Genomic DNA, 25,287 nt, shown 5'->3' with positions numbered 1-25,287 from the left:
CCATTCCCGGATTGTGTGTCGAAGCGGATCAGAGTCCGGTCACGCCAGCATCCGCGCGCTCACCGTCTTGTCGACGCCGTGATAGGGCGGGTTGAACAGATTGCCTTCCTGCTCATAGGTCCAGACCTTGAACAGCGAAAGTTGGTGCGGGCCGAAGCTGTGCAGCAGCGGGACATCCGTGGCATCACGACCGCGCGCGATGACGACGCGGCCTATCCTCGGACGATTATGACGCGGGTCGAACGTGTACCATTTGCCGTCGAGGAACACTTCCATCCAGGCCGAAAAGTCCATCGGCGCCGGGTCGGCCGGTACGCCGATGTCGCCGAGATAACCGTTCACATAGCGGGCCGGGATGTTCATGCAGCGGCAGAGCGTGATCGCTAGATGGGCGAAGTCGCGGCATACACCAACCTGCTCCTCATGCGCTTGGGCTGCGGTGCGCGTCGACCGCGCATAGCCATAGCCGAAGGACAGCCGGTTGTGGACATAGTCGACGATCGCCTGCACCCGCGCCCAGCCGGAGGGAACATGGCCGAAAAGCTGCCAGGCCAGACTGCTCAGATGATCGGTCTCGCAATAGCGGCTGCCGAGGAGGTAGCCGAGCACATCGTCCGGCAGTTCCGCCACCGGCACTTCCCTGGCCAGCGTGTTGACCGCGTCAGGCTCCCCGCTGTCCTCGACGGCTGCGTCATAGAGAATGCGGAAACTGCCGGCGGGTGCGGTGAAGCGGCGGCAGGTATTGCCGAACAGATCGTGATAAACCTTGCTCGGCACTGAAGGCGACGTCAGCACGCGCGTCTGCCGTTTGATGTCGGCCTGACGATCCCTGTGGATATCAAGCAGCGAGATGACCGGCGTGGCGCCGACGCATTCAATGGCGATTTCGTAGCCGAGCCGGATCAGCACTATGATTGCCCCTTCGATCCCGTGGAAAACAGTATGCTCAAAACGCCAGAGGCGGGACCATGGTTCCCTGGAACTATCGAAAAGGCTCTCCCGCGGCTTCCCAGGCAAGCGTGGCGACGTTACGGTCGCCCGACATGTTTTGACCCTCCCGAAACCCGTGGAAAATCTGATGTTTGCAGGCAGAAGATTCGCCGCGTTCCTGTTCGATATGGATGGCACGGTGCTCAATTCGATCGCTTCGGCCGAGCGCGTCTGGGCGGCGTGGGCGCTTAAGCACGGTCTCGACGTCGAAGCCTTCCTGCCGACGATCCATGGCGTGCGGGCGGTCGAGACCATCACCAGGCTGGCGCTTCCCGGCGTCGACCCGGTGCATGAGGCGTTTGTGCTGTTGCAGGCGGAGTCGGACGATGTCGAAGGCGTGCTGCCGATCGCCGGCGCAGTACGGTTTCTCAACGCGCTGCCGGCCGAGCGCTGGGCGATCGTCACCTCCGCGCCGCGCCCGTTGGCGCTGCTGCGCATGCGGGCCGCCGGCATCCCGGTTCCCGCCTTGGTGGTCGCGGCCGAGGATGTGTCGCACGGCAAACCGGCGCCCGACTGTTTCCTGCTGGCGGCAAAACGGCTCGGCGTCGACATCGGCGATTGCCTGGTCTTCGAGGATGCGCCGGCCGGCATCGCGGCGGCGGAAGCAGCGGGCGCGTCGGTGATGGTGATCAGCGCCACTCACCAGCATCCAATGACGACTCAGCACAACTCGATTGGCGGCTACGAAACCGTCTCCATCGCGATCGATGACAGCGGCTGGATGACGTTGGGGGCACAGCGCAGCGCGGCTTAGGACAAGGCTCGGATATGTCGCGAACCGGAACGGAGCGGACTCGGCCCGTGAGTACCGGAAGCGCAGGAACCGGTTGTTCGCAGGCCGGCATTACCTGAATCCCGCATATCCTTAGAAGTCCGTAGCCAGGCCCTTCACTTCCCAGTCGCCGTAGCGGCCGGGTTCCTTGCCGCCGCGGCCGCCGATTTCCTTCGGCAGCGCAGCTTCCTTCTGGCGATACGCTTCACGGCGCGCCTCGGCTTCAGCCAGCGCTCGGCTGGCCGCCGGCGTCAGGTCCTTCTCCCGGTCGGCATCGGCTTTGCTGGGTTGGTCGGTCATGCGATAGTCCGGGCGGATTGAAACGAAGGGCGGCGTTTCCCATCATATAGCCATGAGTTCACCCCGATCGACCTTTTTTTGCCACGGCCGCACAGGGAGCAGATGATGAGCACGCTACGCACCACCATGCTTCTGGCCGCGATGACGGCGCTGTTCATGGGCGTCGGCTTTCTGATCGGCGGCACCGGCGGCATGATGATCGCCTTCCTGGTCGCCGCGGGCACCAATCTGTTCAGCTACTGGAATGCCGACAAGATGGTGCTGTCGATGAACCGCGCCGTCGAGGTCAACGCGAAGAACGCGCCCGAATTCCACGCCATCGTCGAGGCGTTGGCCAAGCAGGCCGGCCTGCCGATGCCCAAGACCTATCTGATCGACAATCCGCAGCCGAACGCCTTCGCCACCGGCCGCAATCCCGAGAACGCCGCGGTCGCGGCCTCGACCGGGCTGCTGGAGCGCCTGTCGCATGAGGAGGTGGCGGCAGTCATGGCGCATGAGCTGGCCCACATCCAGCATCGAGACACGCTGACCATGACCATTGTCGCGACACTCGCCGGCGCCATCTCGATGCTCGGCAATTTCGCCTTCTTCTTCGGCGGCAGCCGCGACAACAACAACCCGTTCGGCTTTGTCGGCGTGCTGGTGGCGATGCTGGTCGCGCCCTTCGCCGCCATGATCGTGCAGATGGCGGTCAGCCGCACCCGCGAATACGAGGCCGACCGGCGCGGCGCCGAAATCGTTGGAAATCCGCTTTGGCTGGCATCAGCGCTTGACAAGATCGCCCGCGGCGCCGAACGCATCCGCAACCCGGATGCCGAACGCAATCCCGCGACCGCGCATCTCTTCATCATCAATCCCCTTCACGGCGAGCGCATGGACAGCCTGTTTTCGACCCACCCGAATACCGACAACCGCATCGCCGCGCTGCAGGCGATGGCGCGCGACATGGCAGGCCGCCAGCCGGCGCCGCGCCAAGCGCCGACGCCCGGGCAAACAGAAGAATTCCCGGCCGATGCCGTGCAAGGCCCGTGGGGCAAGGCAGCACGCCCCACTCCGCCGACCAGACCGGCCAAGCCGAAAGCCAATCCGTGGGGCCGCAATCCGACCGGACCCAAAGGTCCGTGGTCGTGAGCGGCGCCAGATCCCGGCCCGCACATTCAGGCGATCGCGAAAACAGCTCGGACGAATTCGTCGCCGGCCTCGCCGCGCGCAAGGCAGCGGCGCGGCTGCTGGCCGCCGTTATCGACGCCAAGACGCCGCTCGACGGGCTGACGGACCACGAGAACGGCCATCCGCAATACAAGGTGCTCGACCTGCGCGACCGCGGCCTGGTGCGCGCCATACTGGTGACCGCGCTGCGCTACCGCATGACCATTGCCGGGCTCCTCGCCCGCCGCCTTGAAAAGCCGCTGCCGCCCAACGCCACAGCTTTGTCGCACATCCTGCATGTTGCGGCGGCGCAGATCCTGTTCCTCGACATCCCCGACAGCGCCGCCGTCGATTTGGCTGTGACCCACGCCAAGTCGGACCCACGCACGCAGCGCTTTTCCGGCCTCGTTAATGGCGTGCTGCGCACTTTGGTGCGCGCCAAGGAGACCGAACTGCCGGCAGCTCTTGCCGCCACCGACGAGGCGCCAAAATGGTTCTCCGACCGGCTGAAGGCCGCCTATGGCGCCGAGATGACCAGACAGATCCTGGCGGCGCATCGCGTTGAGGCGCCGGTCGATTTCACGGCCAAGGCCGATCCCGAATTGTGGGCCGAAAAGTTCGGCGGCATCGTGCTGCCGACCGGCACGGTGCGAGTGGAAAAGCTCAGCGCCTCCGTCACCGAACTGCCGGGCTTCAGCGAAGGCGCATGGTGGGTCCAGGACGCCGCCGCCAGTTTTCCGGCGCGGCTGTTCGGCGATGTCAAAGGATTACGCGTCGCCGACCTCTGCGCCGCCCCCGGCGGCAAGACCGCTCAGCTTATCCTTGCCGGCGCCAAAGTCACCGCCTTGGACACCTCGAAGAACCGGCTGGCGCGGCTGACGCAGAACCTCGAACGGCTTGGGCTGTCCGCCGAGATCGTGCAGGCCGATCTGCTGAAATACCAGCCGGCGGAGCTTTTCGACGCCGTCCTGCTCGACGCGCCCTGCTCTTCCACCGGCACGGTTCGGCGCCACCCGGACGTGCCATGGACCAAGACGGTAGCCGACGTCGAAAAGCTAGCCGATCTGCAAGCAAAGCTGCTCGCCCGCGCCGTCACTTTGGTCAAACCGGGCGGCCGGATTGTTTTTTCCAACTGTTCGCTGGACCCGATCGAAGGCGAGGATCTGTATCGCGCCTTTCTGGCCGGCAACAAGACCGTCGCCGACGATCCGCTGCAGCCCGGCGAAATCGCCGGCATCGACGCTTTCCTGACCCCGCAAGGCACGCTGCGCACCACACCCGCCGATCTTGACAGTGGTTCGCCAGGGGTTTCCGGCCTGGACGGCTTCTTCGCAGCCCGCATGCGACGTCTGGCCTGACTCCGACGCGACGACATGCCTAAAGCATGTCGTTCAGACTCCAGTGCTTCCTCCACCTTGCATCGATCTCATCATCCACATTCTGGTAGCGGATATCGGTGGAGAGCCGGATACGCCCCTCCGCACTCTGGTTGGTCGTCGAGGCGTGGATCATATAGGGCGAGTGGAGGACGACATCGCCGGCCTCGAAATCCGCGATCAGCCAGCGTGTATCGAACCGCTCCGCCATGTCGGGCAGGTCCTTCGACACCCAGCCGCCCTCGCTCATGTTCCTGTTGTAGGCGCTGATGCGCTCCTGCGGGCTCAGCCCGGCATTGTCCCTGGCGAACCGGGCTTCCATGTCGAGGCCGATGGCGTGCGATCCCTCGAGATAGACCAGGCCGCCCATGTCGACGGGAACGTCGCCGATCGGGATCCAGGCCGTGACGATGCGGCTGGTGCCGCCGCGAAGATAGACGAGATCGTAATGCGCCGGCGTCGCCACGGCGGTGCCCGGTTGGGTGAAGCGCATGATCTTGCGCTTGTGCAAATAGGACAGCCCGCCGACAAACCCATCCATCAGCCGCGCCATCCGGGGCTGTGCGCAAAACCCTTCATAGGCGGTGGAGCGAACCAGCGCCATCAACCGGCGATCGGCGAGCTGACGGTCGAACGTGCCGGCGGCCGCCGCCAGGCCAAGCGCGGGATCGGACCCGGGCTGCAGCAAGCCGGTGTCGGCCAGATACGAAAACACCCAGCCGCGAAAATCGATGACGTCGCGGCGCGGCAGCATACTTTTCAGCCAGACATAGCCTTGCTCGGCAAGGAGGCCGCGAATGGCATCGATGCCGACCCCGGCGTCGGTTGGCACGAGATGACCCAACCGGTTCGGCGCCATCGATAATGTCTTGCCGTTGGCGTTCAGATCGATTGACGCAACAGGAATCTGTCGTTGCGTGCCACCTGTTGAGCTTGACATTTCAGCCACCTGCGATTTTTTATCCTTAGCTGGAAATGTCATACTGTTCGCACACTCGCCCATGGACAGAACGAAGCCATGGACTTTTCGCTCATGAACGATCTCTCTTACGCACTCTACAGATCCGCACCGGCCGCGGCCGGCGGCCTGTCGGTTACAGGGATTGGTCGGCATCGCGTCACTCAGGCGATCCAAGCGCGCAAATTGCCGGAATTCGCCGTGGTGCTGATTGAGAACGGTCAAGGCTGGCTTGAAACCAGGACTGCCGGCATGCAGACGATCCAAGCGCCGGCCCTGTTCTGGCTGCTTCCCGGGAGAATGCATTCCTACGGGCCGGACGCATCGGGCTGGCTCGAACGCTGGGCGCTCTTCGACGGGGCCTTGATACGCGATTTCACCCGGCTGCGGCTGATCGCCGAGGACGCCCCTGTCGTCCCCTTGCGCGACCTCGGCAAAATGCAGCGGCTGTTCGACAGGCTGCACGGTGAGCTGTCGCTCGATACGATGCTGAGCCAGGCAGAAGCCGCCGCCACGATGCATCGCATCGTCGTGCGTGCTGCCCGCCAGGCAATGGATTGGAACAACCGTCAACGAAATCCCGGCTTCCAGCATGCCGACATGCAGCCCATCATCGACGAATTGCGCCGCTGCGCGTGCGACCCGGTGGATCTCGATGCCTTCGCCGCGAAATTCTCGATGTCGCCGGCAACCTTGCGGCGCAGATTTGCGCGGGCAGCCGGCATGTCGCCCAAGGCCTTCCAACTGCGCACGAGGCTCGACCGCGCCAAACAGATGCTGGCCGCCTCCGATTCGCCCATCGAGTCCATTGCGGCCGCCGTCGGCATCCACGACGCCTTCTATTTCTCCCGTCTGTTTCGCGACCGCGAAAACTGTTCGCCCAGCGAATTTCGGTCTCGCCACAACCGCAAGTGAGTGCCGGATTGCCGGGCTTAAGCCCGCGAAGCGCTTGACTTTTTTCGGGGTGGGTCGGTGGCCGGCAGCGTGAGGCGCTTCACGTCGGCGGAATTCGACTTCGCATAAGTTCTTGAATCATATAAGCTTGTGCTGGGGTACCGGAACATGATGCCGAAACCTGCGACGCGGTTTTCGGACGACAGCATGCTCTAGCTCCAGGCGACGAGGAGGGGTTTTGGCACTGGCTGCCGGCAGCACGACACGTCTGTGGACGCTTGTCGCTAAGGAGTTTTGGCGCAAGACGCGCCGGCGCCTTCGCGCAGGGCCAGTCTATCGCTGGCGCTATTCCGGGCGCACGCCCGAACGCGTCCTGATCGCACCGCCCGACCTCAGGCTCGCCGATCCGCAGATCGCGCTCGAGATTTATTATGGCCGCTATCCGCTGTCGGGACATCTGGTCGAGACCGGCGGCAAATCGCCATTCCAGATCGATGTCGCCAATCGCGGCTGGGTGAAGACGCTGCACGGCTTTCGCTGGCTGCGCCATATGCGCGCCGCCGGCACCGAGCTGGCCGCCGCCAATGCACGCGCGCTTGTCTCCGACTGGATCGCCATGCATGGCAACCAGATTTCCGGCATAGCCTGGGAGCCCGGCACCACCGCCAAGCGAGTCATTGCCTGGTTGCAACACTCCTCGGTTGTCCTACAAGGGGCCGAATTTCCGTTCTATCGCGCCTTCCTGAAATCGCTCGCCGTGCAGATCCGCTATCTCCGCTCGATGGCGCGCGAGATGCCGGACGGCAAGGACAGGCTGCGCGCTCGTATCGCGCTTGCCTTCGCCGCGCTGTCGCTGCCGGCGCCGGCCTCGGCACTGCGCGGCGCCACCCGCAACCTGGCGGAAGAACTCGACCGCCAGATCCTTCCCGATGGCGGCCATATTTCGCGCAACCCGATGGCGGTGCTCGAATTGCTCGCCGATCTCCTGCCGCTGCGTCAGACCTATGCCAACCAGGCCGAAACGCCACCGGCCGCCCTGATGGGCGCCATCGACCGCATGCTGCCGGCGCTGCGCTTCTTCCGCCATCAGGATGGCAGCCTCGCCCGCTTCAACGGCATGGGCGCCACCATCCACGACCGTATAGCCACCATCTTGCGCCACGACGACACCGCCGGCGCGCCGCTGCTGCACGCGCCGCATTCCGGCTATGAGCGCCTGTCGATGGGCGGCGTTACGGTAATTGCCGATACCGGCCCGTCGCCGGCCGTCGATGTGTCCAACGCCGCGCATGCCGGGTGCCTGGCCTTCGAACTCTCGTCCGGTCGCCAGCATTATATCGTCAATGCCGGCATCGACACCTATGGCGCTGCCGAGTTCCGGCCGCTGGCCCGTGCCACCGCGGCGCATTCGACCGCCACCATCAACGACACCTCGTCGGCGCGGTTTTCCCATTCGCTGCGCGTCAACGACCTGCTCGGCTCACCCTTGCTCGGCGGCCCGCAGCATGTGCCTTGCAAGCGCATCGACCAGAAGGGCACGCAAGGCTTCATCGCCCGCCATGACGGCTATATGCAGCGCTTTGGCTTCCTGCATGAGCGCGAGCTGAAACTGTCGAGCGAGGGCAATGTGCTCGCCGGCAGGGATCGCTTCCTCCGCCCGGGCGGTGCGGCGATCCGCAACAATGGCCGCGACTTCGTCGTGGTGCGCTTCCACATCCACCCTGATATCAACCTTTTGCAGGACGAGCATGACCGCCTGGTGCTGACCGCCGACCAGACCGACACATGGGTGTTCACCTGCACCGAAGTGGTGCCGGAGGTCGAGGAATCGATCTATTTCGCCGGCCTTGGCGGCCCGCGCCGCAGCCGCCAGATCGTGCTCGCCTTCAAGGCCTCGGAGATCGCCGAGGTGCATTGGCAGCTCACGCGCACCGGCATCGCCGGCTATCCCGAGAACAGCTGAGCGTCGTTGCCGGCGCCGGCTTGATCGAGCTTCCGGCTTGATTTCCTGACCTCATGTGCTACGGCCCGGCAACGCTCTCCAATCAGCCCTGAAAGGCCGCCAGCCCATGGCCGTCGCCGCCAAGAACATTCCGGCACCCGACCTCCTTCCGGTCCGCCGCGCCCTGCTTTCCGTCTTCGACAAGACCGGCCTGACCGACTTCGCCAAAGGGCTGGTCGCGGCCGGCGTCGAGCTGGTCTCGACCGGAGGTACGGCAAAGGCGATCGCCGAGGCGGGGCTGGCGGTGCGTGACGTCTCGGAACTGACAGGCTTTCCCGAGATCATGGACGGCCGCGTCAAGACGCTGCACCCGTCGGTGCATGGCGCACTGCTCGGCGTGCGCGACGATCCCGAACACGCCAAGGCGATGCACGATCACGGCATCGAGCCGATCGATCTGCTCGTCTGCAATCTCTACCCGTTCGAGGAGGTCCGCCGCTCCGGCGCCGACTATGCCGCTGTTGTCGAGAACATCGACATTGGCGGCCCGGCGATGATCCGCGCCTCGGCCAAGAACCATGCCTATGTCGCCATCGTCACCGATCCCGGCGATTATGCCTCGGTGCTGAACGCGCTGGAGATGAACATCGGCTCGCTGTCGCTGGATTTCCGCCAGAAGCTGGCGGCAAAGGCCTTTGCCCGCACCGCCAGCTACGATGCGGCGATCTCCGGCTGGTTCGCCGAAACGCTGGAGATCGAGCATCCGACCTGGCGCGCCTTCGGGGGCAGGCTGGAAAGTGTCATGCGCTATGGCGAGAACCCGCATCAGAGCGCCGGCTTCTATGTCAATGGCGACAAGCGGCCGGGGGTCGCCACGGCTCGCCAGTTGCAGGGCAAGCAGCTGTCCTACAACAACATCAACGACACCGATGCCGCCTTCGAGCTGGTGGGCGAGTTCGACCCCAACCGCTGCGCCGCCGTTGCCATCATCAAGCACGCCAACCCGTGCGGCGTCGCCGAGGACGCTTCGCTGGCTGCTGCCTATGCGAGAGCGCTGGCCTGCGACCCGGTTTCGGCCTTTGGCGGTATCGTCGCCATGAACCGCATCCTCGATGCGGAAGCGGCGCAGGAGATCGTAAAAACCTTCACCGAGGTGATCATCGCGCCGAACGCGTCGGAGGACGCTGTCCGCATCATCGCCGCCAAAAAGAATTTGCGACTGCTGGTCACCGGCGGTCTGCCCGATCCGCACGCCGGCGGCATCACTGTGAAATCCGTCGCCGGCGGCATGCTCGTCCAGGGCCGCGACAACGCGGTGGTCGACGATCTCGAGCTCAAGGTGGTGACCAGGCGCGCACCGAGTGCGGCCGAGATGGCCGACCTCAAATTCGCTTTCCGCATCGCCAAGCACGTCAAGTCGAACGCCATCGTCTATGCAAAAGACGGCGCTACCGTCGGCATCGGCGCCGGCCAGATGAGCCGCGTCGATTCCTCGCGCATCGCCGCCCGCAAGGCCCTCGACGCGGCGGAAGCAGCTGGCCTCGCGGAGCCGTTGACCAAGGGCTCGGTGGTCGCCTCCGACGCTTTCTTCCCTTTCGCCGACGGGCTGATCTCAGCCATCGAAGCCGGCGCCACGGCGGTGATCCAGCCCGGCGGCTCGATGCGCGACGACGACGTTATCGCCGCTGCCGACGCGCATGGCATTGCTATGGTGTTTACCGGCGTGAGGCATTTCAGGCATTGAGCGCCTCTGCCTTTTCCCACAAGGGGAGAAGGAAAAGTGCGGCGCTATTCCACCGGCTGATCCGCCGGGTACGGCGTCCAGATCAATATCGCGATCCCAACGCCCAGGAACAGCACGATGGCCGCCATGCCGAGCCGCGCCGAGCCGCTGGCGAGCGTGATCGACGCCACCATGAACGGCGCCAGGAAACTCGTGGCCCTTCCGGCCAGCGCATAGATGCCGAAATAGCGGCCGGATTCGGCTGCGGTCACGCTGCGCGCCATGTAGGAGCGTGACGACGCCTGCACCGGTCCGAACGCCAGCCCGATTAACAGGCCATAGAAAATGTAGGCCTTTTCCGCCGCCGTGCCGAACAGGCCGCCACTATCGGCTCCCGGCATCATCCAGGCGCCGAACAATGTGTAGCCTGGCCCGGTCGAAACGATGCCGATGGTGGCGATGCTGAGCAGGACGAGCGAAATCATCACGATGGTCTTGGAGCCAAGCGCGGTGTCCAGCCATGCGGCAACCAGGCAGCCGACGATGGCGACGACGTTGAGGATAATGCCGAACATGCCGATCTCAGTGATCGACCAGTGGAACATCGCTGCCGCAAAGGTGCCGCCCAAAGCGAGCAGCGCATTGACGCCGTCCTGATAAATCATGCGGGCGACAAGGAAGCGGAAGATGCCTTTGCGCCGGCGCACTTCAGTCAGCGTCGACTTCAGTTCCGACAGCCCCTCGCGCACCGCGGGCCCGATCGGAATCCCCTTGATGGCGTCCGGCGTAAAGAAGAACATCGGCAGGATGAACAGGAAATACCAGCCGGCCGACAGCGGCCCGGTGGCGCGCGCGTCCTCGCCGAGTTTCGGGTCGAGCCCAAAGAGCGGGTCGATGCCGATGATCGTCTTGCCGGTCTCCGGCGAACCCGCAAGACAGGCGACAACAAAGATCAGCGCGATCATGCCGCCGAGATAACCAAGTCCCCAGGCAATGTTGGAGACGTGGCCGATCTCGCTCTTCGGCACCAGGCGCGGCATCATCGAATCGTTGAACACGGTCGAGAATTCCGCCGCGACCGAAGCGAGAGAAAAGAACAGCACCACCAGGAAAAGGTTCGAGCCGGGAGCGGCGAACCATAGCAGGCAAAGGCTGATGATCTTGATCGAGGCGAAGAACGCAATCCACGGCTTGCGCGGCCCGGTCTGGTCGGCAATCGAGCCGAGGATGGGAGACAGCACGGCAATGACCAGGCCCGCAACAGCGATGCCGTAGCCCCAGGCCGCCTGGCCTGAGACCGGATCGCTCGCCATGCGCGAGACGAAATAAGGCCCGAAGATGAAGGTGGTGACGACGGTGAAAAACGGCTGCGCCGCCCAGTCGAAGAACATCCATCCCCAGATGCCGTGCCCGGATGCCCGCTGCACTGTTTCTACCGCCGCCATGATGATTCCCCCGGGACACCGCGCTTGTCGGATGCCATGTCTGCATGTTTCGAATGCTCATGCAAACCGCCAAAGATTCGCGCTGCCCCTCACCTGCCTGCCAGCATCCTCTCCCCGAATAGTGACGGGGAGAGGGTTGCTCTCATCGATGATTTCGCTAGTCGCCAGCGTTGCAACAAGGGCGCCAAGGCTACGGCCCGCCCTTTCTCCTCGTCACTATACGGAGAGAAATGCCAGGCAGGGCAATGAGGGCGGCGCCGGCATTTCGGAGATGTTCACATCCCCGTCAGATCGCTCATCAGCCCCGAAGCCACCGACAGCCTGGACACGGTGATATCCCCGCCTTCGGTCAGCGCCTGCAGCCGCTCGCGGATGCGCGCCACGCGCTCGCCTCCGGCTTCCAGCCAGGCCGCCACAGGATCCGCCGTCCCGGCATGGCCGGCGAGAGCCGCCACCGCAATGCCGCGCCGCGCCGCGCCGATCGTGTCGGTGGCGCGCGACAGCGCCAGCTGGTCGTAATAGTCCGACGGCGTGATTGAACGCGCCGCCTCTTCGACGCGCGGAATGCGGAAGGCATCGCTGACGGCGAAGAACGCCTTGGCCGAGGCGACGACGTCGGCATTGGCCGTGCGCGCCGTCAGTGCGATGTCGGGGATCAGTCCCGCCACATCGGCCATTGCCAGCTGCCCGGCGAGCTTTTCGGGGGCGCCGGCCTTGAACAGGCCATACCGCCTCTCCTCGACCCGCTCGCGCGAGAAGGCCGGTAGCAGCGAGAGCAGCTTCGGCTCCAGCGCCATGCGCGCCTCTTGCAGTTCGGCAATGCGCTGGCCGAGCGCTGCGGTGCCGGCATCGTTCTTCAGATACCAGCCGCTGGTCACGAAGATAAGCCGGCTGACGGACTGGTAGAGATCGAGCTGCGCCTGGCCGTCGATGTGGCTGTCCAGCGCATCGATCTCCTGATAGAGCGCCGGCAACGCGAAGCCGTCGCGCACCACGGCGAAGGTGCGCACCACGTCGGCCGCGCTGCGCCCCGTGGCTTCCTGCAGCCGGTTGACGAATGACGGTCCGCCGCGATTGACGAGATCGTTGGCGACGACGCGGGCGATGATTTCGCGGCGCAGCCGGTGGCCATGGATCTCGGCCGCATATTTCTTCGCCATCCGGTCAGGGAAATAGCCCATCAGATCGCGGTCGAAATGCGCGTCGTCAGGCACGTCGCTGGCGACGATGTCGGAAAACAGCACGATCTTGGCATAGGCGAGCAGCACGCCAAGCTCCGCCCGGGTCAGCGGCTCGCCACGCGCCTCGCGCTCGGCAAGGGCGGCCGGCGACGGCAGCGTCTCGACAGCGCGGTCGAGCAGGCCCCGAGCCTCCAGCGCCGCCATGAACCGGCTCTGGTGCGCGATGTCGGCAAGGCCGCGCTTGCGGGCGATGGAAAGCGCCAGCGTCTGTTCGTAATTGTTGGACAGCACGAGGCCGGCGACCTCGTCGGTCATCTCGGCCAGCAGCTTGTTGCGCGCCGGCCGGGTCAGCGATCCCTTGCGCATGGCGGACGCCAGCGCGATCTTGATGTTGACCTCGACGTCGGAGCAGTTGACGCCGCCGGAATTGTCGATGGCATCGGAGTTGCAGCGACCGCCATTCATGCCGAATTCGATGCGGGCACGCTGCGTGACGCCGAGATTGGCGCCCTCGCCGATCACTTTGGCCCGGACATCGAGCGCGGTGATGCGGATGGCGTCATTGGCGCGGTCGCCGACTTCGGCATTGGTTTCGCCCGAGGCCCGTAAATACGTGCCGATGCCGCCGAACCACAGAAGGTCGACGTTCGCCTTGAGGATGGCGGTCATGATCTCGGCCGGTGTCGCGGTGGTCTTGGCGAGGCCAATCGCCGCCGCCGCTGCCGCAGGCAGCGTGATCGACTTCTGGCTGCGCGAGACGATGACGCCGCCTTCCGACAGCTTGGTCTTGTCGTAGTCCTGCCAGGACGAACGCGGCAGCGCGAACATGCGCTCGCGCTCGGCCATCGACGCCACCCTGTCCGGATCGGGATCGATGAAGATGTCGCGATGGTCGAAGGCGGCGATCAGCCTGGTCTGCGGCGACAGCAGCATGCCGTTGCCGAACACGTCGCCCGACATGTCGCCGACGCCGACGACGGTGAAGGGGGTGGTCTGGATGTCGCGGTTGATCTCGCGGAAATGCCGCTTGACCGCTTCCCAGGCACCCTTGGCGGTGATGCCCATCTTCTTGTGGTCGTAGCCGGCCGAGCCGCCGCTGGCGAAGGCATCGTCGAGCCAGAAACCGTGTTTCTCCGAAATGGCATTGGCGGTGTCGGAGAAGGTTGCCGTGCCCTTGTCGGCGGCGACGACAAAGTAGGGGTCGTCAGGATCGCGCCTGACGACGTCGGCTGGGGGTATGACGCCATCGAGGCCGATATTGTCGGTGATCGACAGCAGGCTGGAAACGAAATTCTTGTAGGCCGAGGTGCCGGCCTCGAAGATGGCGTCGCGGCCGGCGCTCATCGGCAGCTTCTTCGGATAGAAGCCGCCCTTGGCGCCGACCGGCACGATGACGGCGTTCTTGACCTGCTGCGCCTTGACCAGGCCGAGCACCTCGGTGCGGTAATCCTGGGCGCGGTCCGACCAGCGCAGGCCGCCGCGCGCAACCGGGCCGAAGCGCAGATGCACGCCTTCGACCTCGGAACCGTAGACGAAGATCTCGCGCCACGGCCGCGGCGCCGGCAATCCTTCGACCGCTTGCGAGTCCAGCTTGATCGCCAGTGACTGGCCCCGCGCCTTCGTTCCCGCAACGAAATGATTGGTGCGCAACGAGGCTTCGATCAGGTTGAGATAGCGGCGGATGATGGTGTCGTCATCAATGTTAGGGACTTCCTCCAGAGCGTCCTTGATCTTGGCCTTGAGGTGCTTGGCGGCGATGACGCCTTCCGTCTCGGCGGTCGGGCCGAGACGAGCGACGAACAGTGCATGCAGGCCGCGCGCAATGTCGGGATAGCGGTTGAGCGCGGCCGCGATGAAATCCTGGCTCTGCGGGATACCGGCTTGCTGCAGGTAGCGGCCATAGGCGCGCAGAATGCTGACTTCGCCCGACCACAGGCCGGCGGTCTGGGCAAGCCCGTTATAGCTGTCATTGTCGATGTCGCCGCGCCAGACCGACAGGAACGCGTCCTCGAACAGCGCGCCGCCATCGCTGAGGTCGATCGGCTTGCCGTAGCTGTTCTCCAGCTCCATGTCGTGGACGAAGACGGTGTCGCCGCCGTCCTCGCCAACCTCGAAGGTGCGCTCGCTGATGACGCGGAAGCCGATGTTTTGCAGCACCGGCACGCGACGCGACAGCGCTACCGGGCTGCCGTGGTGGTAGATCTTCAGCGCTGCCTGATGCGGTTTCTGCTCGGCATGGCGGTAATAGTCGATGGCGATCGGGTTGGCGGTGCTGATGCCGGCGATGCGCCCCGCATCCTTCAGCGCGATGGCCGCGCTGAAGGAATCGCGATAGCTCTCAGGCAGACGCGCGGCGATCGCCTTCAGCGATGGATCGCCGCCGACGGCTTCCGCGGCTTCGGCCAGCGCGTCGTCCCAGGTTCGCACGATATCGCGGATCGCCGCTTCGATCGCCGCCTGCTCGACCTTCGGCGTCTTGCCGCCCGAGCGGCCGATGATGAAATGCACACGCGCCAGCCCGCCCTCCGGAAACGCCGGATAATAAGCCGACAAACGGCCCTCGAAGACGGTCTTGAGATAGGTGCCGATCTTCTCGCGCACGACGCTGTCATAGCGGTCGCGCGGCACGAAGACGAGGATCGACACGAAGCGGTCGAACTGGTCGGCGCGCACCAGCGCCCGCACCCGCGGCCGCTCGACCAGGCCGAGAATGGCCGCGGCGTGCTTCTTCAGGATCGGCACCGGCACCTGGAACAGTTCGTCGCGCGGATAGCTCTCCAGAACGTTGATCAGTGCCTTGCCGGAATGGTCGTGCCGGTCGAAGCCGGACTTGGCGATGATGGTCTCGGCCTTTGACCTCAAATACGGGATTTTCATCACCGAGCGCGTGTAGGCAGTCGAGGTGAACAGGCCGACCATGCGCAACTCGCCGGCAAGCGTGCCCTTGGCGGTGTAGGTTTTGACGCCGATATAATCGAGATAAATGCGGCGGTGCACCAGCGACTTGGCGTTGGCCTTGGTGACGATCAGCGGCTCCGGCCCATGCAGGAAGGCGCGGATTTCGGGCGTCGTCGTCACCGCCTCGGTGCCGCGCCGGAGCACCAGCACATCCGGGTCGGCGAGGATGCCGAGACCGGGTTTGTCGGCGCGCTCCAGATTGCCGCTCTCCGCGCCGCCGGAATATTTGAACTCGCGCATGCCAAGGAAAGTGAAATTGTCGTCGCGCAGCCATTCAAGGAAGGCGATGGCCTCGGCAACGCTCTTCTTGTCGAGCGGCACGGCGGAATAGCGGAATTCGGAAATCGCCTGGTCGAGACGGGCGAGCATCGGCTTCCAGTCGCTGACGGCGGCGCGCACCTGGTTGAGCATCTTGCGCAGGCGGTCGGCCAGCGCGTCGGCCTGCTCCGCCGTCAGGCGCGGAATATGGACATGGACGACGCTCAGGCGGTCGTGATTGCCATCGTCCTTGAGGGCGCTGCCGTCGCCGAGGATCTCGTCGACGCCGGCCTTGCCGTGACGCACGACGATGACCGGATGGGTGACCAAAGTCGGTTCGCCGGCAGTTTCTGTGATCTCGCCGAGGATCGAATCGAACAGGAACGGCATGTTGTCGTTGACGACTGTGATGATCGTCATCGGGCGGCCCTCGCGGGAGACGCCCGACCCGGCATCGACGGCGACGACACTTTGGCCCTTCTTGTGGGCGGCGACCGCACGTCCTGCCAGGTCGGCGGCGCGCTCCAGGTCGGCGGCGTCATAGGCGGCAATGTCTTCGGCCGGCGCGCGGGCCAGCAGATAGTCGGCGAGCCTGGCCGGCTTCCCGTCGGGTTTCACCCCGGCAGTGGCTGTTTTCTTCGGCTTAGCTGCGGATTTCACGCTCGCCATGTTGTCCTCCCGTCACATGCTTTTACGACTATGGTAGCAGATGACCGCTGTTTGGCGACAAAGGTTTGACGGCTCGATAAGAATTACAGGAATTCGACGGTCAGGCGGCGGTGAACCAGGAGGGAGACCCCATGTCCGGCAAAATCAGCGCACTTGACCTCGGTATCGCGGAACTGAGCGAGGCGACAAAAGCCTATTTCGCCAAATGCGAGGAAAAGCTCGGCCTGGTTCCCAACGTGCTTCTTGCCTATGCCTTCGACGAGAAGAAGCTGCGCGCCTTTACCGACACCTACAATGATCTGATGCTGGGTGAATCCGGCCTGTCGAAGCTGGAACGGGAGATGATCGCGGTCGTCGTTTCCTCGATCAATCACTGCTATTATTGCCTGACCGCGCATGGCGCGGCGGTGCGCCAGCTCTCCGGCGACCCGTCCTTCGGCGAGATGATGGTGATGAATTTCCGCGCCGCCGATCTTTCACCGAAGCAGACGGCGATGCTCGAATTCGCCGTCAAGCTGACGGAAGAGCCGGCAAAGATCGTCGAGGCGGACAGGGCAGCACTGCGCAACGCCGGCTTCACCAACCGCGACATCTGGGACATCGCCTCGACCGCCGCCTTCTTCAACATGTCGAACCGCGTGGCGGCGGCCATCGACATGCGGCCGAACGACGAATACCACGCCATGGCGAGGTGAAAGTTTCCTTCTCCTCGCAGGAGAGGTCAACGCGCCGCGATGGCCCCGGCAGCGCCGGCCATCGTCGTGGCGCTGATGCGGTTGGCGATCTTCATGGCGCGCTTGCTCTTCAGCAGTTTGCGCGCCTGTGAGGCCGCGACGACCCAGGCGAGATCGATGGCGATCAGAACCACCGCCATCGTCGCCGTCAGTTCGACCCAGCCGATGACACTCACCGAAGCGAGGTCGATGATCGTCGGCAGCAGCGCCAGATAGAACATCATGATCTTGGGATTGCCGAGCGTCACCGCCATGCCGGCAAAGAACAGTTTTGCCGGCGAATCCTCGCGCGGCATCTCGCCTTCTTTTGCGTCGACAGGTGCGGTCCACATCTTGAAGGCGAGGTAGGCGAGGTAAGCGACGCCGATCCATTTCACGACGACGAAGGCGAAATGGAAGGTCTGCGCCACGACCGCCAGCCCGAACACCGCCAGCGACAGCCAGATGGCCTCGCCGATCCACATGGCGAGCAGGAACGGAAACACGTCACGAAAGCCCTTCGAGATGACGCGGGCAACCAGTGCGGCGATCGATGGGCCGGGCGAGCCGGCGGCAACGAAGAGAGCGGCGGCGAAGATCAGCAGCGAGGTGAGGTGCATGGCGGAGCCTTCGTTGGATGGCAAATGATATCCGGTCGGCGTCAATTTGGCACCCCTCTGCCTGATGGGCCAACGAACGCGACACATTTCGGAGATCGGACTTGCCCGTGCCAGCGGTTTGAGAAAGGATCGCGGCCGTGAAATCAATCGTCATCCACGCCGCAAAAGACCTGCGCATCGAAGAGACCGATTCGGGCGCGCCTGGCGCCGGACAGGTCGAAATATCGGTCGAGGCCGGCGGCATCTGCGGCTCGGACCTGCACTACTACAACCATGGCGGCTTCGGCGTGGTGCGCCTGCGCGAGCCGATGATCCTCGGACATGAGGTCGCCGGCACGGTGAAGGCGCTTGGCGCCGGCGTCTCCAGCCTCGTGGTCGGCGACCGCGTCGCGATTTCGCCCAGCCGGCCCTGCAATGCGTGCCGCTACTGCCTGCAGGGCGTGCAGAACCAATGCCTCGACATGCGATTCTACGGCAGCGCCATGCCGATGCCGCACATACAGGGGGCCTTCCGCCAGCGCCTCGTCGCCGAGGCTTGGCAGTGCCACAAGATCGCCGATTATGTCTCCATCAACGAAGCCGCCTTTGCCGAGCCGTTCGCGGTAACGCTGCATGCCGTCAACCGCGCCGGCTCGCTGCTCGGCAAGCGGGTCTTGGTCACCGGCTGCGGGCCGATCGGTGCGCTCAGCATCCTTGCCGCACGTGTCCACGGCGCGCGTGAGATCGTCGTCACCGATGTCATGGACGCGGTTCTGGCCAAGGCCAACGAGATCGGCGCCGACCGCACCATCAATGTCGCCACAGATGCCGACAAGCTCGCTGGCTACAATGTCGAGAAGGGCAGTTTCGACGTCATGTTCGAATGCTCCGGCGATGAGCGCGCGGTGCGAGCCGGGCTCGATGTGCTGAAGCCGCGCGGGGTGCTCGTGCAGCTCGGCCTAGGCGGCGACATGTCGCTGCCTCAGAATCTCATCGTCGCCAAGGAGATCGAAATGCGCGGCTCCTTCCGTTTCCACGACGAGTTCGCGCTGGCCGTCGATTTGATCAACAACCGTCGCGTCGACGTCAAGCCGCTGCTGACCGGCATCTATCCGATGGACGAGGCGGTTGCGGCCTTCGAGATCGCCGGCGACCGCAACAAATCGATGAAGGTACAGATCGCCTTCGCCTGAGCATGGCGAGACACCCGCTATGAACCTTGCCCGCTCGGCATCTTATCGCTAGAAGAGCCGTCCCGACATCCATTTCGAGCTTCATTTTGCCTCAGTAACCGCCGGTCTCGCCAACTCCCCTGATCACGCTTGGCAGGGCGCCGCATTAAGCGGTGCCTGCTCAATTTCACGTGTTCCTCAGGCGGCGGTTCGAGACCGGTTTGGCACTGCTGAACCGTTGTCGCGCGCTTTGCCGCCCGTGACAGCTGATTTCCGACGTAGCTAGCTCTCGCCACGCCGTGCCCGCATGGGCATCTCGCCATTGCCGACCTGAAGAACTTCCACACTGGAAGGTCTTCCGGCTTGTCCCAACATCTCGCTATCCACTGGGCAATCGCGCCCGAAATCGCACCTCGACCCCTGATCCACTGCAACCGCTGCGGCGCCGTGAAAGCCTATCGCTGCAGCGACAAATTCCGCGTCAACGCCAATGGCAAACGCATTGATGTCTGGCTGATCTATCGCTGCATCGACTGCGACAATTCGTGGAATTTCGGCATTTTCGAACGCTGCAACCGCCGCGACATCGAACCCGCGCTGCTGGCAGCGCTCGAAAGCAACGATCCGGCCCTCGCCCGCCGCCATGCCTTCGATGTCGTGGCTTTGCGAAACCGGGTCGGCCGCGTCGAGGAGTTTCCCGATGTCGCCGTTCACAAACACCGGCTCGGCGGCGAAGGCGAACCCGCAGCCGCGCTTGAAATCAGGCTTGGGCTGGAAATGCCGACATCGCTGCGGCTCGACCGTCTGCTCGCCGGCGAACTCGGCATCTCGCGGTCGCGGCTTCAGGCACTGGAGGAGAAGCTGGTGTTGACCGTCTTTCCGGAGGGAGCCAAGGCTTTGCGCAAGCCGGCTCGCGAGGGGACGACCATCCGCATCGACCTAGCCGGCGAAGCGGATCGCGAAGTCATCATCTCGGCGGCCGGAGGATGAGCCGCTGCGGCCAGGGGTTAATCGCTCTCTTCAGAGGTCGAAGCGATCAAACCCTTGGCCGCTTCGAGATCGCTGTCGGCGACCTGCACATGGGTCAGGCTTTGCCCGCTCGTATCGAGATGCGCCGAAAATGCATAAATCCCGTAGGCTTGAAGCATCGATATGCAGACCGCGGCCTCGGGCCGATTGTCGAATACCGCAGCCGTGACCAGTTTGTCGCTCATTGCGCGCCCTTAAGCTGCACCGACCACCTTGGCCGACCTTTCGAAACGCATCCTATACGGCTTCCAACTCCTTGGCATTTTTCCGTCGTTCAGACGTTCCAAGGAACCGCAGAGGAAAAGTAAGCATCCATAGATTGGGATGTGCCCTGCGCATCATTTTCCATGCGTAGCGGTCTGCCTGCTTTTCCTGATCGGGGTCTTGTCCCATTTCGACATGCTGCAGCGCATGGTGGCCTATTTCGTGATAGAGCGTTTTCTCGATCATGAATCTGCGAAATGCGTTGCCAATCCAATGTTTGGATGGGCGTCGCCAGACAATCTCGATGACCGATACTGTCTGGAGGTAAGTGCCGGCGAACTCGGGTTCGGGGATTTCCGGGATTATATAGATTCGCGAAATGCCAATCAGATCGGCTGCAGGTACATTTGCAAGCCAGTGGCCAATGTGCCGCGCCGCCTCCAAACCACTGTCGAGCTTGCCATGCTCCAGAACAGTGATGTCGCCAACTGAAGACCGCAGCCAGTCGTCCATCGCAAAGCGAACGATGCTGCGGAGCGCAGCGCGCATAAGGGGAGTTATCGGTCCTGCAAGCGAATCCGAAATATATCGTCGAGATGCATCTTCGTTAATATCGTGCAGGGCAGTAGCGAGGCCCGCCACAACCGTTGAAACTTCGCGATGGGAAACCTTACCCAGATCGATCTTTGCCAGCTCATACTCGATCGCCGGCAGTGCCGCGTTGCCAAATCCAACAAGCTTTTTGTGGGCTGCGAGCCTTCGCCGCGTGTCGTCTTGCATAAGACTCCGCACGAAATCCCGAACGGCATTTCGCACACCCGTTTCCTCGCCTCCACCCACAGCTAGCATACCGTGCGGAGGAGTGAGAGGAACGAGAATATCATGACACTATGAGCTTCCGCTGTGGTCCTTTGAAGAGACACCGCTGGGCTGGCTGGGCGCCAGGCTGCTCCCAGTGGGAAGCCTGTCCCATTCGGCGAGACGATGGGTTGGGTCGTCCCCATCTCGCCAAAACAAAAACCGTTACGCCGCGCCGACCACTTTGGCCGACTTCTCGAAGCGCTTGCGCTCGTTCGGGTCGAGATAGAGCTTGCGCAGGCGGATGGTCTTCGGCGTCACCTCGACCAGCTCGTCGTCCTGGATCCAGGCCAGCGCGCGCTCCAGCGTCATGCGGATCGGCGGCGTCAGCTTCACCGCCTCGTCCTTGCCGGCGGCGCGGATGTTGGTCAGCTTCTTGCCCTTCAGCACGTTCACTTCGAGGTCGTTGTCACGGCTATGGATGCCGATGATCATGCCCTGATAGACCTTGACGCCCGGGTCGATGACCATCGGGCCGCGGTCTTCGAGGTTCCACATGGCATAGGCCACTGCCTCGCCCTGTTCGTTGGAGATCAGCACGCCGTTGGTGCGGCCCGGCAGTTCGCCCTTGTAGGGCTGGTAGGCGTGGAACAGCCGGTTCATCACGGCGGTGCCGCGCGTGTCGGTCAACAGTTCCGACTGGTAGCCGATCAGTCCGCGCGTCGGCGCGTGGAAGACGATGCGCTGACGGTTGCCGCCCGAAGGCCGCAGCTCGACCATCTCGGCCTTGCGCTCCGACATCTTCTGCACGACGATGCCGGCGTGCTCCTCGTCGACGTCGATGACGACTTCCTCGACCGGCTCCAGCAATTCACCGTTCTCGCCCTTCTGCATGACGACGCGCGGACGCGACACGGCGATTTCAAAGCCTTCGCGGCGCATCGTCTCGATCAGCACGGCCAGCTGCAATTCGCCGCGGCCGGAAACGAAGAACGAATCCTTGTCGGGCGATTCCTCGATCTTGAGCGCGACATTGCCTTCGGCTTCTCGCAGCAGGCGGTCGCGGATGACGCGGCTGGTCACCTTGTCGCCTTCAGTGCCGGCGAGCGGCGAATCATTGACCAGGAAAGACATGGTCACGGTCGGCGGATCGATCGGTTGCGCATGCAACGCCTCGGTCACCGCCAGGTCGCAGAACGTGTCGGCGACGGTGCCTTTGGACAGGCCGGCAATGGCGACGATGTCACCCGCCTGCGCCTCTTCGATCGGCTGGCGCTCGAGGCCACGGAAAGCGAGGATCTTGGAGATGCGGCCGGTTTCGATCTGGGTGCCGTCATGGTGCAGCACCTTGACCGCCTGGTTGGACTTCAGCGTGCCGCTCTCGATACGGCCGGTAATGATGCGGCCGAGGAATGGATTGGCTTCCAGGATGGTGCCGATCATGCGGAACGGGCCGGGATGAACGGTCGGCTCCGGCACATGCTTGATGACGAGGTCGAACAGCGGCGCCAGGCCCTGGTCCTTCGGGCCTTCCGGATTTTCCGAGACCCAGCCATCGCGGCCAGAACCGTAGAGGATCGGGAAGTCGAGCTGCTCGTCGGTGGCGTCAAGCGCTGCAAACAGGTCGAACACCTCGTTGACCACTTCGACGTGGCGGGCGTCCGGACGGTCGATCTTGTTGATGACGACGATCGGCTTCAGGCCGACCTTGAGCGCCTTGCCGACGACGAACTTGGTCTGCGGCATGGGGCCTTCGGCGGCGTCGACCAGCACGATCGCCGAATCCACCATCGACAGGATGCGCTCGACCTCACCGCCGAAATCGGCGTGGCCGGGCGTGTCGACGATGTTGATGCGGGTGTCCTTCCAGTCGACCGAGGTCGCCTTGGCCAGGATGGTGATGCCGCGTTCCTTTTCGAGGTCGTTGGAATCCATGGCGCGCTCGGCGACGCGCTGATTGTCGCGGAAGGAACCGGATTGCCGCAGCAATTGGTCGACGAGGGTGGTTTTTCCATGGTCGACGTGCGCGATGATCGCGATATTACGAATTTTCATTTTGTGGTCTCGGGAGCGTTGCAGGCAGCAGGCCAGAAGGCGCCGCCTCTTTCGGTTGCGCGGCTCATACAGGGTTTTTCGCAATTGCGAAAGAGGAGGCGCACCACCAAATACTCATCAAATCTTAAGCATCTCGGTGTGAGATGGTTTTGTTAACCAAGGCGGGAACCTTTCTGGGCCCGGGTAGTTCGAAATTCATGACCGACAAACTCAACCGATTTTGGCCCCTCATCGCTTCGGTCGCATTCGCTGCCGTGCTGGCGGCCAATGCCGCTCAATCGGCCGCCACGGTGAAGGAAGCCAATCCGGCTTCGTCGCCCGACCGGACGGCCGAGCAGATGTTTGCCGACGCCCCTGATGGCGTCGACCCCGTGGTCACCGGCCCGGTCAGCGCCTCTTTCAAGCAGAGGCAGCGGGTTGCAGGCTGCGACAGCGCGGTGTGGCCGAAGATTCCGACGGTTTGCTACCCGGACTGACGGCTGCCCATTCCAGGCATAGCGATCCTTCGCACCGGCCCAAAGGCTTACGCCGACCGCACCGGATCGAGCGTCACCTTGTAAAGCTCGATGTCGTCGCGATCCATCAGCCGCACGGTCAGCTGCTCTGTCGCCCCTGAAATGTCCACCAGGCCAAAGAACTGCAGGCCGGCCGAGGGTGGCAGGTTCTGGCCCTGTTCGGTGGTCGGCGCCTTGATGAATTTCAGCTCCGGGCCGAAGGTCATGTCGAAATCATTGGGACCGAAGGTACCGGCGTGGATCGGGCCCGAGACGAATTCCCAGAAAGGATTGAAATCCTGGAACCGCGCCTTGTCGGGGTTGTAATAGTGCGCCGCCGTGTAGTGGACATCGGCGGTCAACCAGACCGTGTTGGTGATGCCGGCAGTCTTGATGTAGCGCAACAGGTCGGCGATCTCGAGCTCGCGGCCTTTGGGCAGGCCATTGTCGCCATTGCTGATGGCTTCCGCGCCGACCTTCTTGGCGCCGTCGTCCCAGACGACGAGGCCGAGCGGCATGTCGGCGGCAATGATCTTCCAGGTCGCCCTGGAATTCGTCAGCTCGCGCTTCAGCCATTTCGTCTGCTGTTCGCCCAGCATGCGTGGCTGCGGCGTCATGTCCTCCTGCATGTCGGGGCCGTTCGGGCCGCGATAGGAGCGCATGTCGAGGAAGAACACGTCGAGCAGCGGCCCATGCGCGATCTTGCGGTAGACGCGGCCGGGCTCGGACGGCTCGTAGCGGATCGTCGTCATCTCATGGAAGGCGCGCGCCGCACGCGCCGCGAGCACATGGATGGATTTTTCGGTGTAGCGGCTGTCGGCGCCGAGATTCTTCGAATCCGACCAGTTGTTCAGCACCTCGTGATCGTCCCACTGGTAGAAGGTCGGGCAGATGGCGCTCAAGGCCAGAACGTTTTTGTCCATCATGTTGTATTTCCACTGGTCGCGGTACTCATCCAGCGTCTCGGCCACCTTGCGCTTGCCGTCGATCAGGACGACGTTTTTCCACTTGCCGCCGCCAGGCAGGTCTACCTCGTCCTTCATGGCGCCATCGGCATAGATGGTGTCGCCGGAATGCAGGAACAAATCCGGCGTGTGCCTGGCGATGGTGGCGTAGGTTTTCATGCCGGTCTCATCGATTCCCCAGCCCTGGCCGGCCGTGTCGCCCGACCAGGCGAATTTTATGTCGCGCTTCGAGGCGGGTGCTGTGCGGAAACGGCCGACGATCGGTTCGGAAACGGCGTTGATATCCGACAGGTCGGCGGCAGTCATCCGGTAGAAGATATCCTGGTCGGAGGCGAGGTCGGTAAGCAGGCGCTTGACCGTGAAGTCGCTGGCCGGCGAGGTATCGAGCGGCGCCAGCCGCGTCGCATTGGCGAAGTTTTCCGTCGACGACACTTCGAACATGACGCGCGAAGGCCGGTCGGTGCGCGTCCACACCATGCCGCTCGAGGCATCGACATCGCCGGACTGGACGCCATGGGTGAAGGCCGGGCGCTGGCTGGCGCGCGAATAATAGGGCAAAGCGAGCCCCGATGCGCCGAGCAGACCGGCGGCGCTGGCAGAGGTGACGAAAGCGCGGCGGGTCAACGAGATCTTGTTCATGGCT

20 protein-coding genes are annotated in these 25,287 nt (G+C 63.8%); 10 read left to right on the top strand and 10 right to left on the bottom strand.

Annotated features, from left to right (window positions below):
* Window positions 1–39: 39 nt before the first annotated feature.
* Window positions 40–909, bottom strand: a complete 870-nt coding sequence (locus NKJ18_RS18590) for a transglutaminase-like domain-containing protein (RefSeq protein ID WP_023693194.1) — start codon at window positions 907–909, stop codon at window positions 40–42.
* 169 nt (window positions 910–1,078) lie between these two features.
* On the opposite strand from NKJ18_RS18590, the gene NKJ18_RS18585 reads away from it, so the two are divergent.
* Entirely contained in the window at window positions 1,079–1,744 is a 666-nt protein-coding gene (locus NKJ18_RS18585; RefSeq protein WP_352759148.1) for an HAD-IA family hydrolase, read from the top strand.
* Between the two features lie 111 nt (window positions 1,745–1,855).
* Here the strand turns inward: NKJ18_RS18585 and NKJ18_RS18580 are convergent, their stop codons facing one another.
* Window positions 1,856–2,062 (bottom strand): DUF1674 domain-containing protein, encoded by a 207-nt coding sequence (locus NKJ18_RS18580; RefSeq protein ID WP_023668643.1) that lies wholly within the window; start codon window positions 2,060–2,062, stop codon window positions 1,856–1,858.
* A 105-nt stretch (window positions 2,063–2,167) separates the two neighbouring features.
* Here NKJ18_RS18580 and htpX point away from each other — a divergent pair, with 105 nt between their 5' ends.
* Together htpX and NKJ18_RS18570 are read left to right on the top strand one after the other, a co-directional pair.
* Window positions 2,168–3,193 carry a zinc metalloprotease HtpX gene (gene htpX / locus NKJ18_RS18575; protein ID WP_352759145.1) on the top strand — a complete coding sequence of 342 codons (1,026 nt, stop codon included), beginning with the start codon at window positions 2,168–2,170 and terminating at the stop codon, window positions 3,191–3,193.
* Entirely contained in the window at window positions 3,184–4,569 is a 1,386-nt protein-coding gene (locus tag NKJ18_RS18570) for an RsmB/NOP family class I SAM-dependent RNA methyltransferase (protein ID WP_352759142.1), read from the top strand. The genes htpX and NKJ18_RS18570 overlap by 10 nt, the downstream gene beginning before the upstream one ends.
* 19 nt (window positions 4,570–4,588) lie before the next feature.
* Here the strand turns inward: NKJ18_RS18570 and NKJ18_RS18565 are convergent, their stop codons facing one another.
* Complete coding sequence (locus tag NKJ18_RS18565) at window positions 4,589–5,446, bottom strand: phytanoyl-CoA dioxygenase family protein (RefSeq protein WP_502882179.1); 858 nt, start codon at window positions 5,444–5,446, stop codon at window positions 4,589–4,591.
* Window positions 5,447–5,605: 159 nt separating this feature from the next.
* Here NKJ18_RS18565 and NKJ18_RS18560 point away from each other — a divergent pair, with 159 nt between their 5' ends.
* From NKJ18_RS18560 to purH, 3 genes are all read left to right on the top strand, one after another.
* The gene (locus NKJ18_RS18560) at window positions 5,606–6,460 is read left to right on the top strand and encodes a helix-turn-helix transcriptional regulator (protein WP_023835206.1); all 855 of its coding nucleotides are present in this window, start codon (window positions 5,606–5,608) and stop codon (window positions 6,458–6,460) included.
* A 217-nt stretch (window positions 6,461–6,677) separates the two neighbouring features.
* A complete protein-coding gene (locus NKJ18_RS18555; RefSeq protein ID WP_352759139.1) occupies window positions 6,678–8,402 on the top strand; it encodes a heparinase II/III family protein in 1,725 nt (574 codons plus the stop codon).
* A gap of 106 nt (window positions 8,403–8,508) precedes the next feature.
* Window positions 8,509–10,125, top strand: a complete 1,617-nt coding sequence (purH, locus tag NKJ18_RS18550; protein WP_352759137.1) for a bifunctional phosphoribosylaminoimidazolecarboxamide formyltransferase/IMP cyclohydrolase — start codon at window positions 8,509–8,511, stop codon at window positions 10,123–10,125.
* 44 nt (window positions 10,126–10,169) lie between these two features.
* On the opposite strand, the gene NKJ18_RS18545 is transcribed toward purH, so the two are convergent.
* Both NKJ18_RS18545 and NKJ18_RS18540 read right to left on the bottom strand, forming a co-directional pair.
* Window positions 10,170–11,549: an MFS transporter gene (locus NKJ18_RS18545; RefSeq protein ID WP_023750353.1), complete on the bottom strand. Its 1,380-nt coding sequence runs from the start codon at window positions 11,547–11,549 to the stop codon at window positions 10,170–10,172.
* Window positions 11,550–11,824: 275 nt separating this feature from the next.
* Window positions 11,825–16,615, bottom strand: coding sequence for an NAD-glutamate dehydrogenase (locus NKJ18_RS18540; protein ID WP_352759135.1), 4,791 nt, complete (start codon window positions 16,613–16,615; stop codon window positions 11,825–11,827).
* Between the two features lie 131 nt (window positions 16,616–16,746).
* Here NKJ18_RS18540 and NKJ18_RS18535 point away from each other — a divergent pair, with 131 nt between their 5' ends.
* A complete protein-coding gene (locus NKJ18_RS18535; protein ID WP_023688854.1) occupies window positions 16,747–17,310 on the top strand; it encodes a peroxidase-related enzyme in 564 nt (187 codons plus the stop codon).
* A gap of 26 nt (window positions 17,311–17,336) precedes the next feature.
* On the opposite strand, the gene NKJ18_RS18530 is transcribed toward NKJ18_RS18535, so the two are convergent.
* Window positions 17,337–17,948 carry a LysE family translocator gene (locus NKJ18_RS18530; protein WP_023688853.1) on the bottom strand — a complete coding sequence of 204 codons (612 nt, stop codon included), beginning with the start codon at window positions 17,946–17,948 and terminating at the stop codon, window positions 17,337–17,339.
* A gap of 137 nt (window positions 17,949–18,085) precedes the next feature.
* Here NKJ18_RS18530 and NKJ18_RS18525 point away from each other — a divergent pair, with 137 nt between their 5' ends.
* Window positions 18,086–19,120 carry an L-idonate 5-dehydrogenase gene (locus NKJ18_RS18525; protein WP_352759133.1) on the top strand — a complete coding sequence of 345 codons (1,035 nt, stop codon included), beginning with the start codon at window positions 18,086–18,088 and terminating at the stop codon, window positions 19,118–19,120.
* 342 nt (window positions 19,121–19,462) lie between these two features.
* A complete protein-coding gene (locus NKJ18_RS18520) occupies window positions 19,463–20,089 on the top strand; it encodes a DUF1062 domain-containing protein (RefSeq protein ID WP_352759131.1) in 627 nt (208 codons plus the stop codon).
* A gap of 17 nt (window positions 20,090–20,106) precedes the next feature.
* On the opposite strand, the gene NKJ18_RS18515 is transcribed toward NKJ18_RS18520, so the two are convergent.
* The 3 genes from NKJ18_RS18515 to typA form a co-directional block, all read right to left on the bottom strand.
* Window positions 20,107–20,313 carry a hypothetical protein gene (locus tag NKJ18_RS18515; protein WP_023688850.1) on the bottom strand — a complete coding sequence of 69 codons (207 nt, stop codon included), beginning with the start codon at window positions 20,311–20,313 and terminating at the stop codon, window positions 20,107–20,109.
* Between the two features lie 52 nt (window positions 20,314–20,365).
* Complete coding sequence (locus NKJ18_RS18510) at window positions 20,366–21,112, bottom strand: M48 family metalloprotease (RefSeq protein WP_352759128.1); 747 nt, start codon at window positions 21,110–21,112, stop codon at window positions 20,366–20,368.
* Between the two features lie 243 nt (window positions 21,113–21,355).
* Complete coding sequence (typA, locus tag NKJ18_RS18505) at window positions 21,356–23,185, bottom strand: translational GTPase TypA (RefSeq protein WP_023681424.1); 1,830 nt, start codon at window positions 23,183–23,185, stop codon at window positions 21,356–21,358.
* A gap of 197 nt (window positions 23,186–23,382) precedes the next feature.
* On the opposite strand from typA, the gene NKJ18_RS18500 reads away from it, so the two are divergent.
* The gene (locus NKJ18_RS18500) at window positions 23,383–23,661 is read left to right on the top strand and encodes a hypothetical protein (protein WP_245262865.1); all 279 of its coding nucleotides are present in this window, start codon (window positions 23,383–23,385) and stop codon (window positions 23,659–23,661) included.
* A 47-nt stretch (window positions 23,662–23,708) separates the two neighbouring features.
* Here the strand turns inward: NKJ18_RS18500 and NKJ18_RS18495 are convergent, their stop codons facing one another.
* Complete coding sequence (locus NKJ18_RS18495) at window positions 23,709–25,283, bottom strand: alkaline phosphatase D family protein (RefSeq protein WP_352759126.1); 1,575 nt, start codon at window positions 25,281–25,283, stop codon at window positions 23,709–23,711.
* Window positions 25,284–25,287: the final 4 nt, after the last annotated feature.

Source organism: Mesorhizobium sp. M0217, assembly GCF_040321955.1.
Lineage (GTDB): Bacteria > Pseudomonadota > Alphaproteobacteria > Rhizobiales > Rhizobiaceae > Mesorhizobium.
Note: the sequence above shows the minus strand (reverse complement) of the source record. Positions and strands in the feature narration are given on the sequence as shown.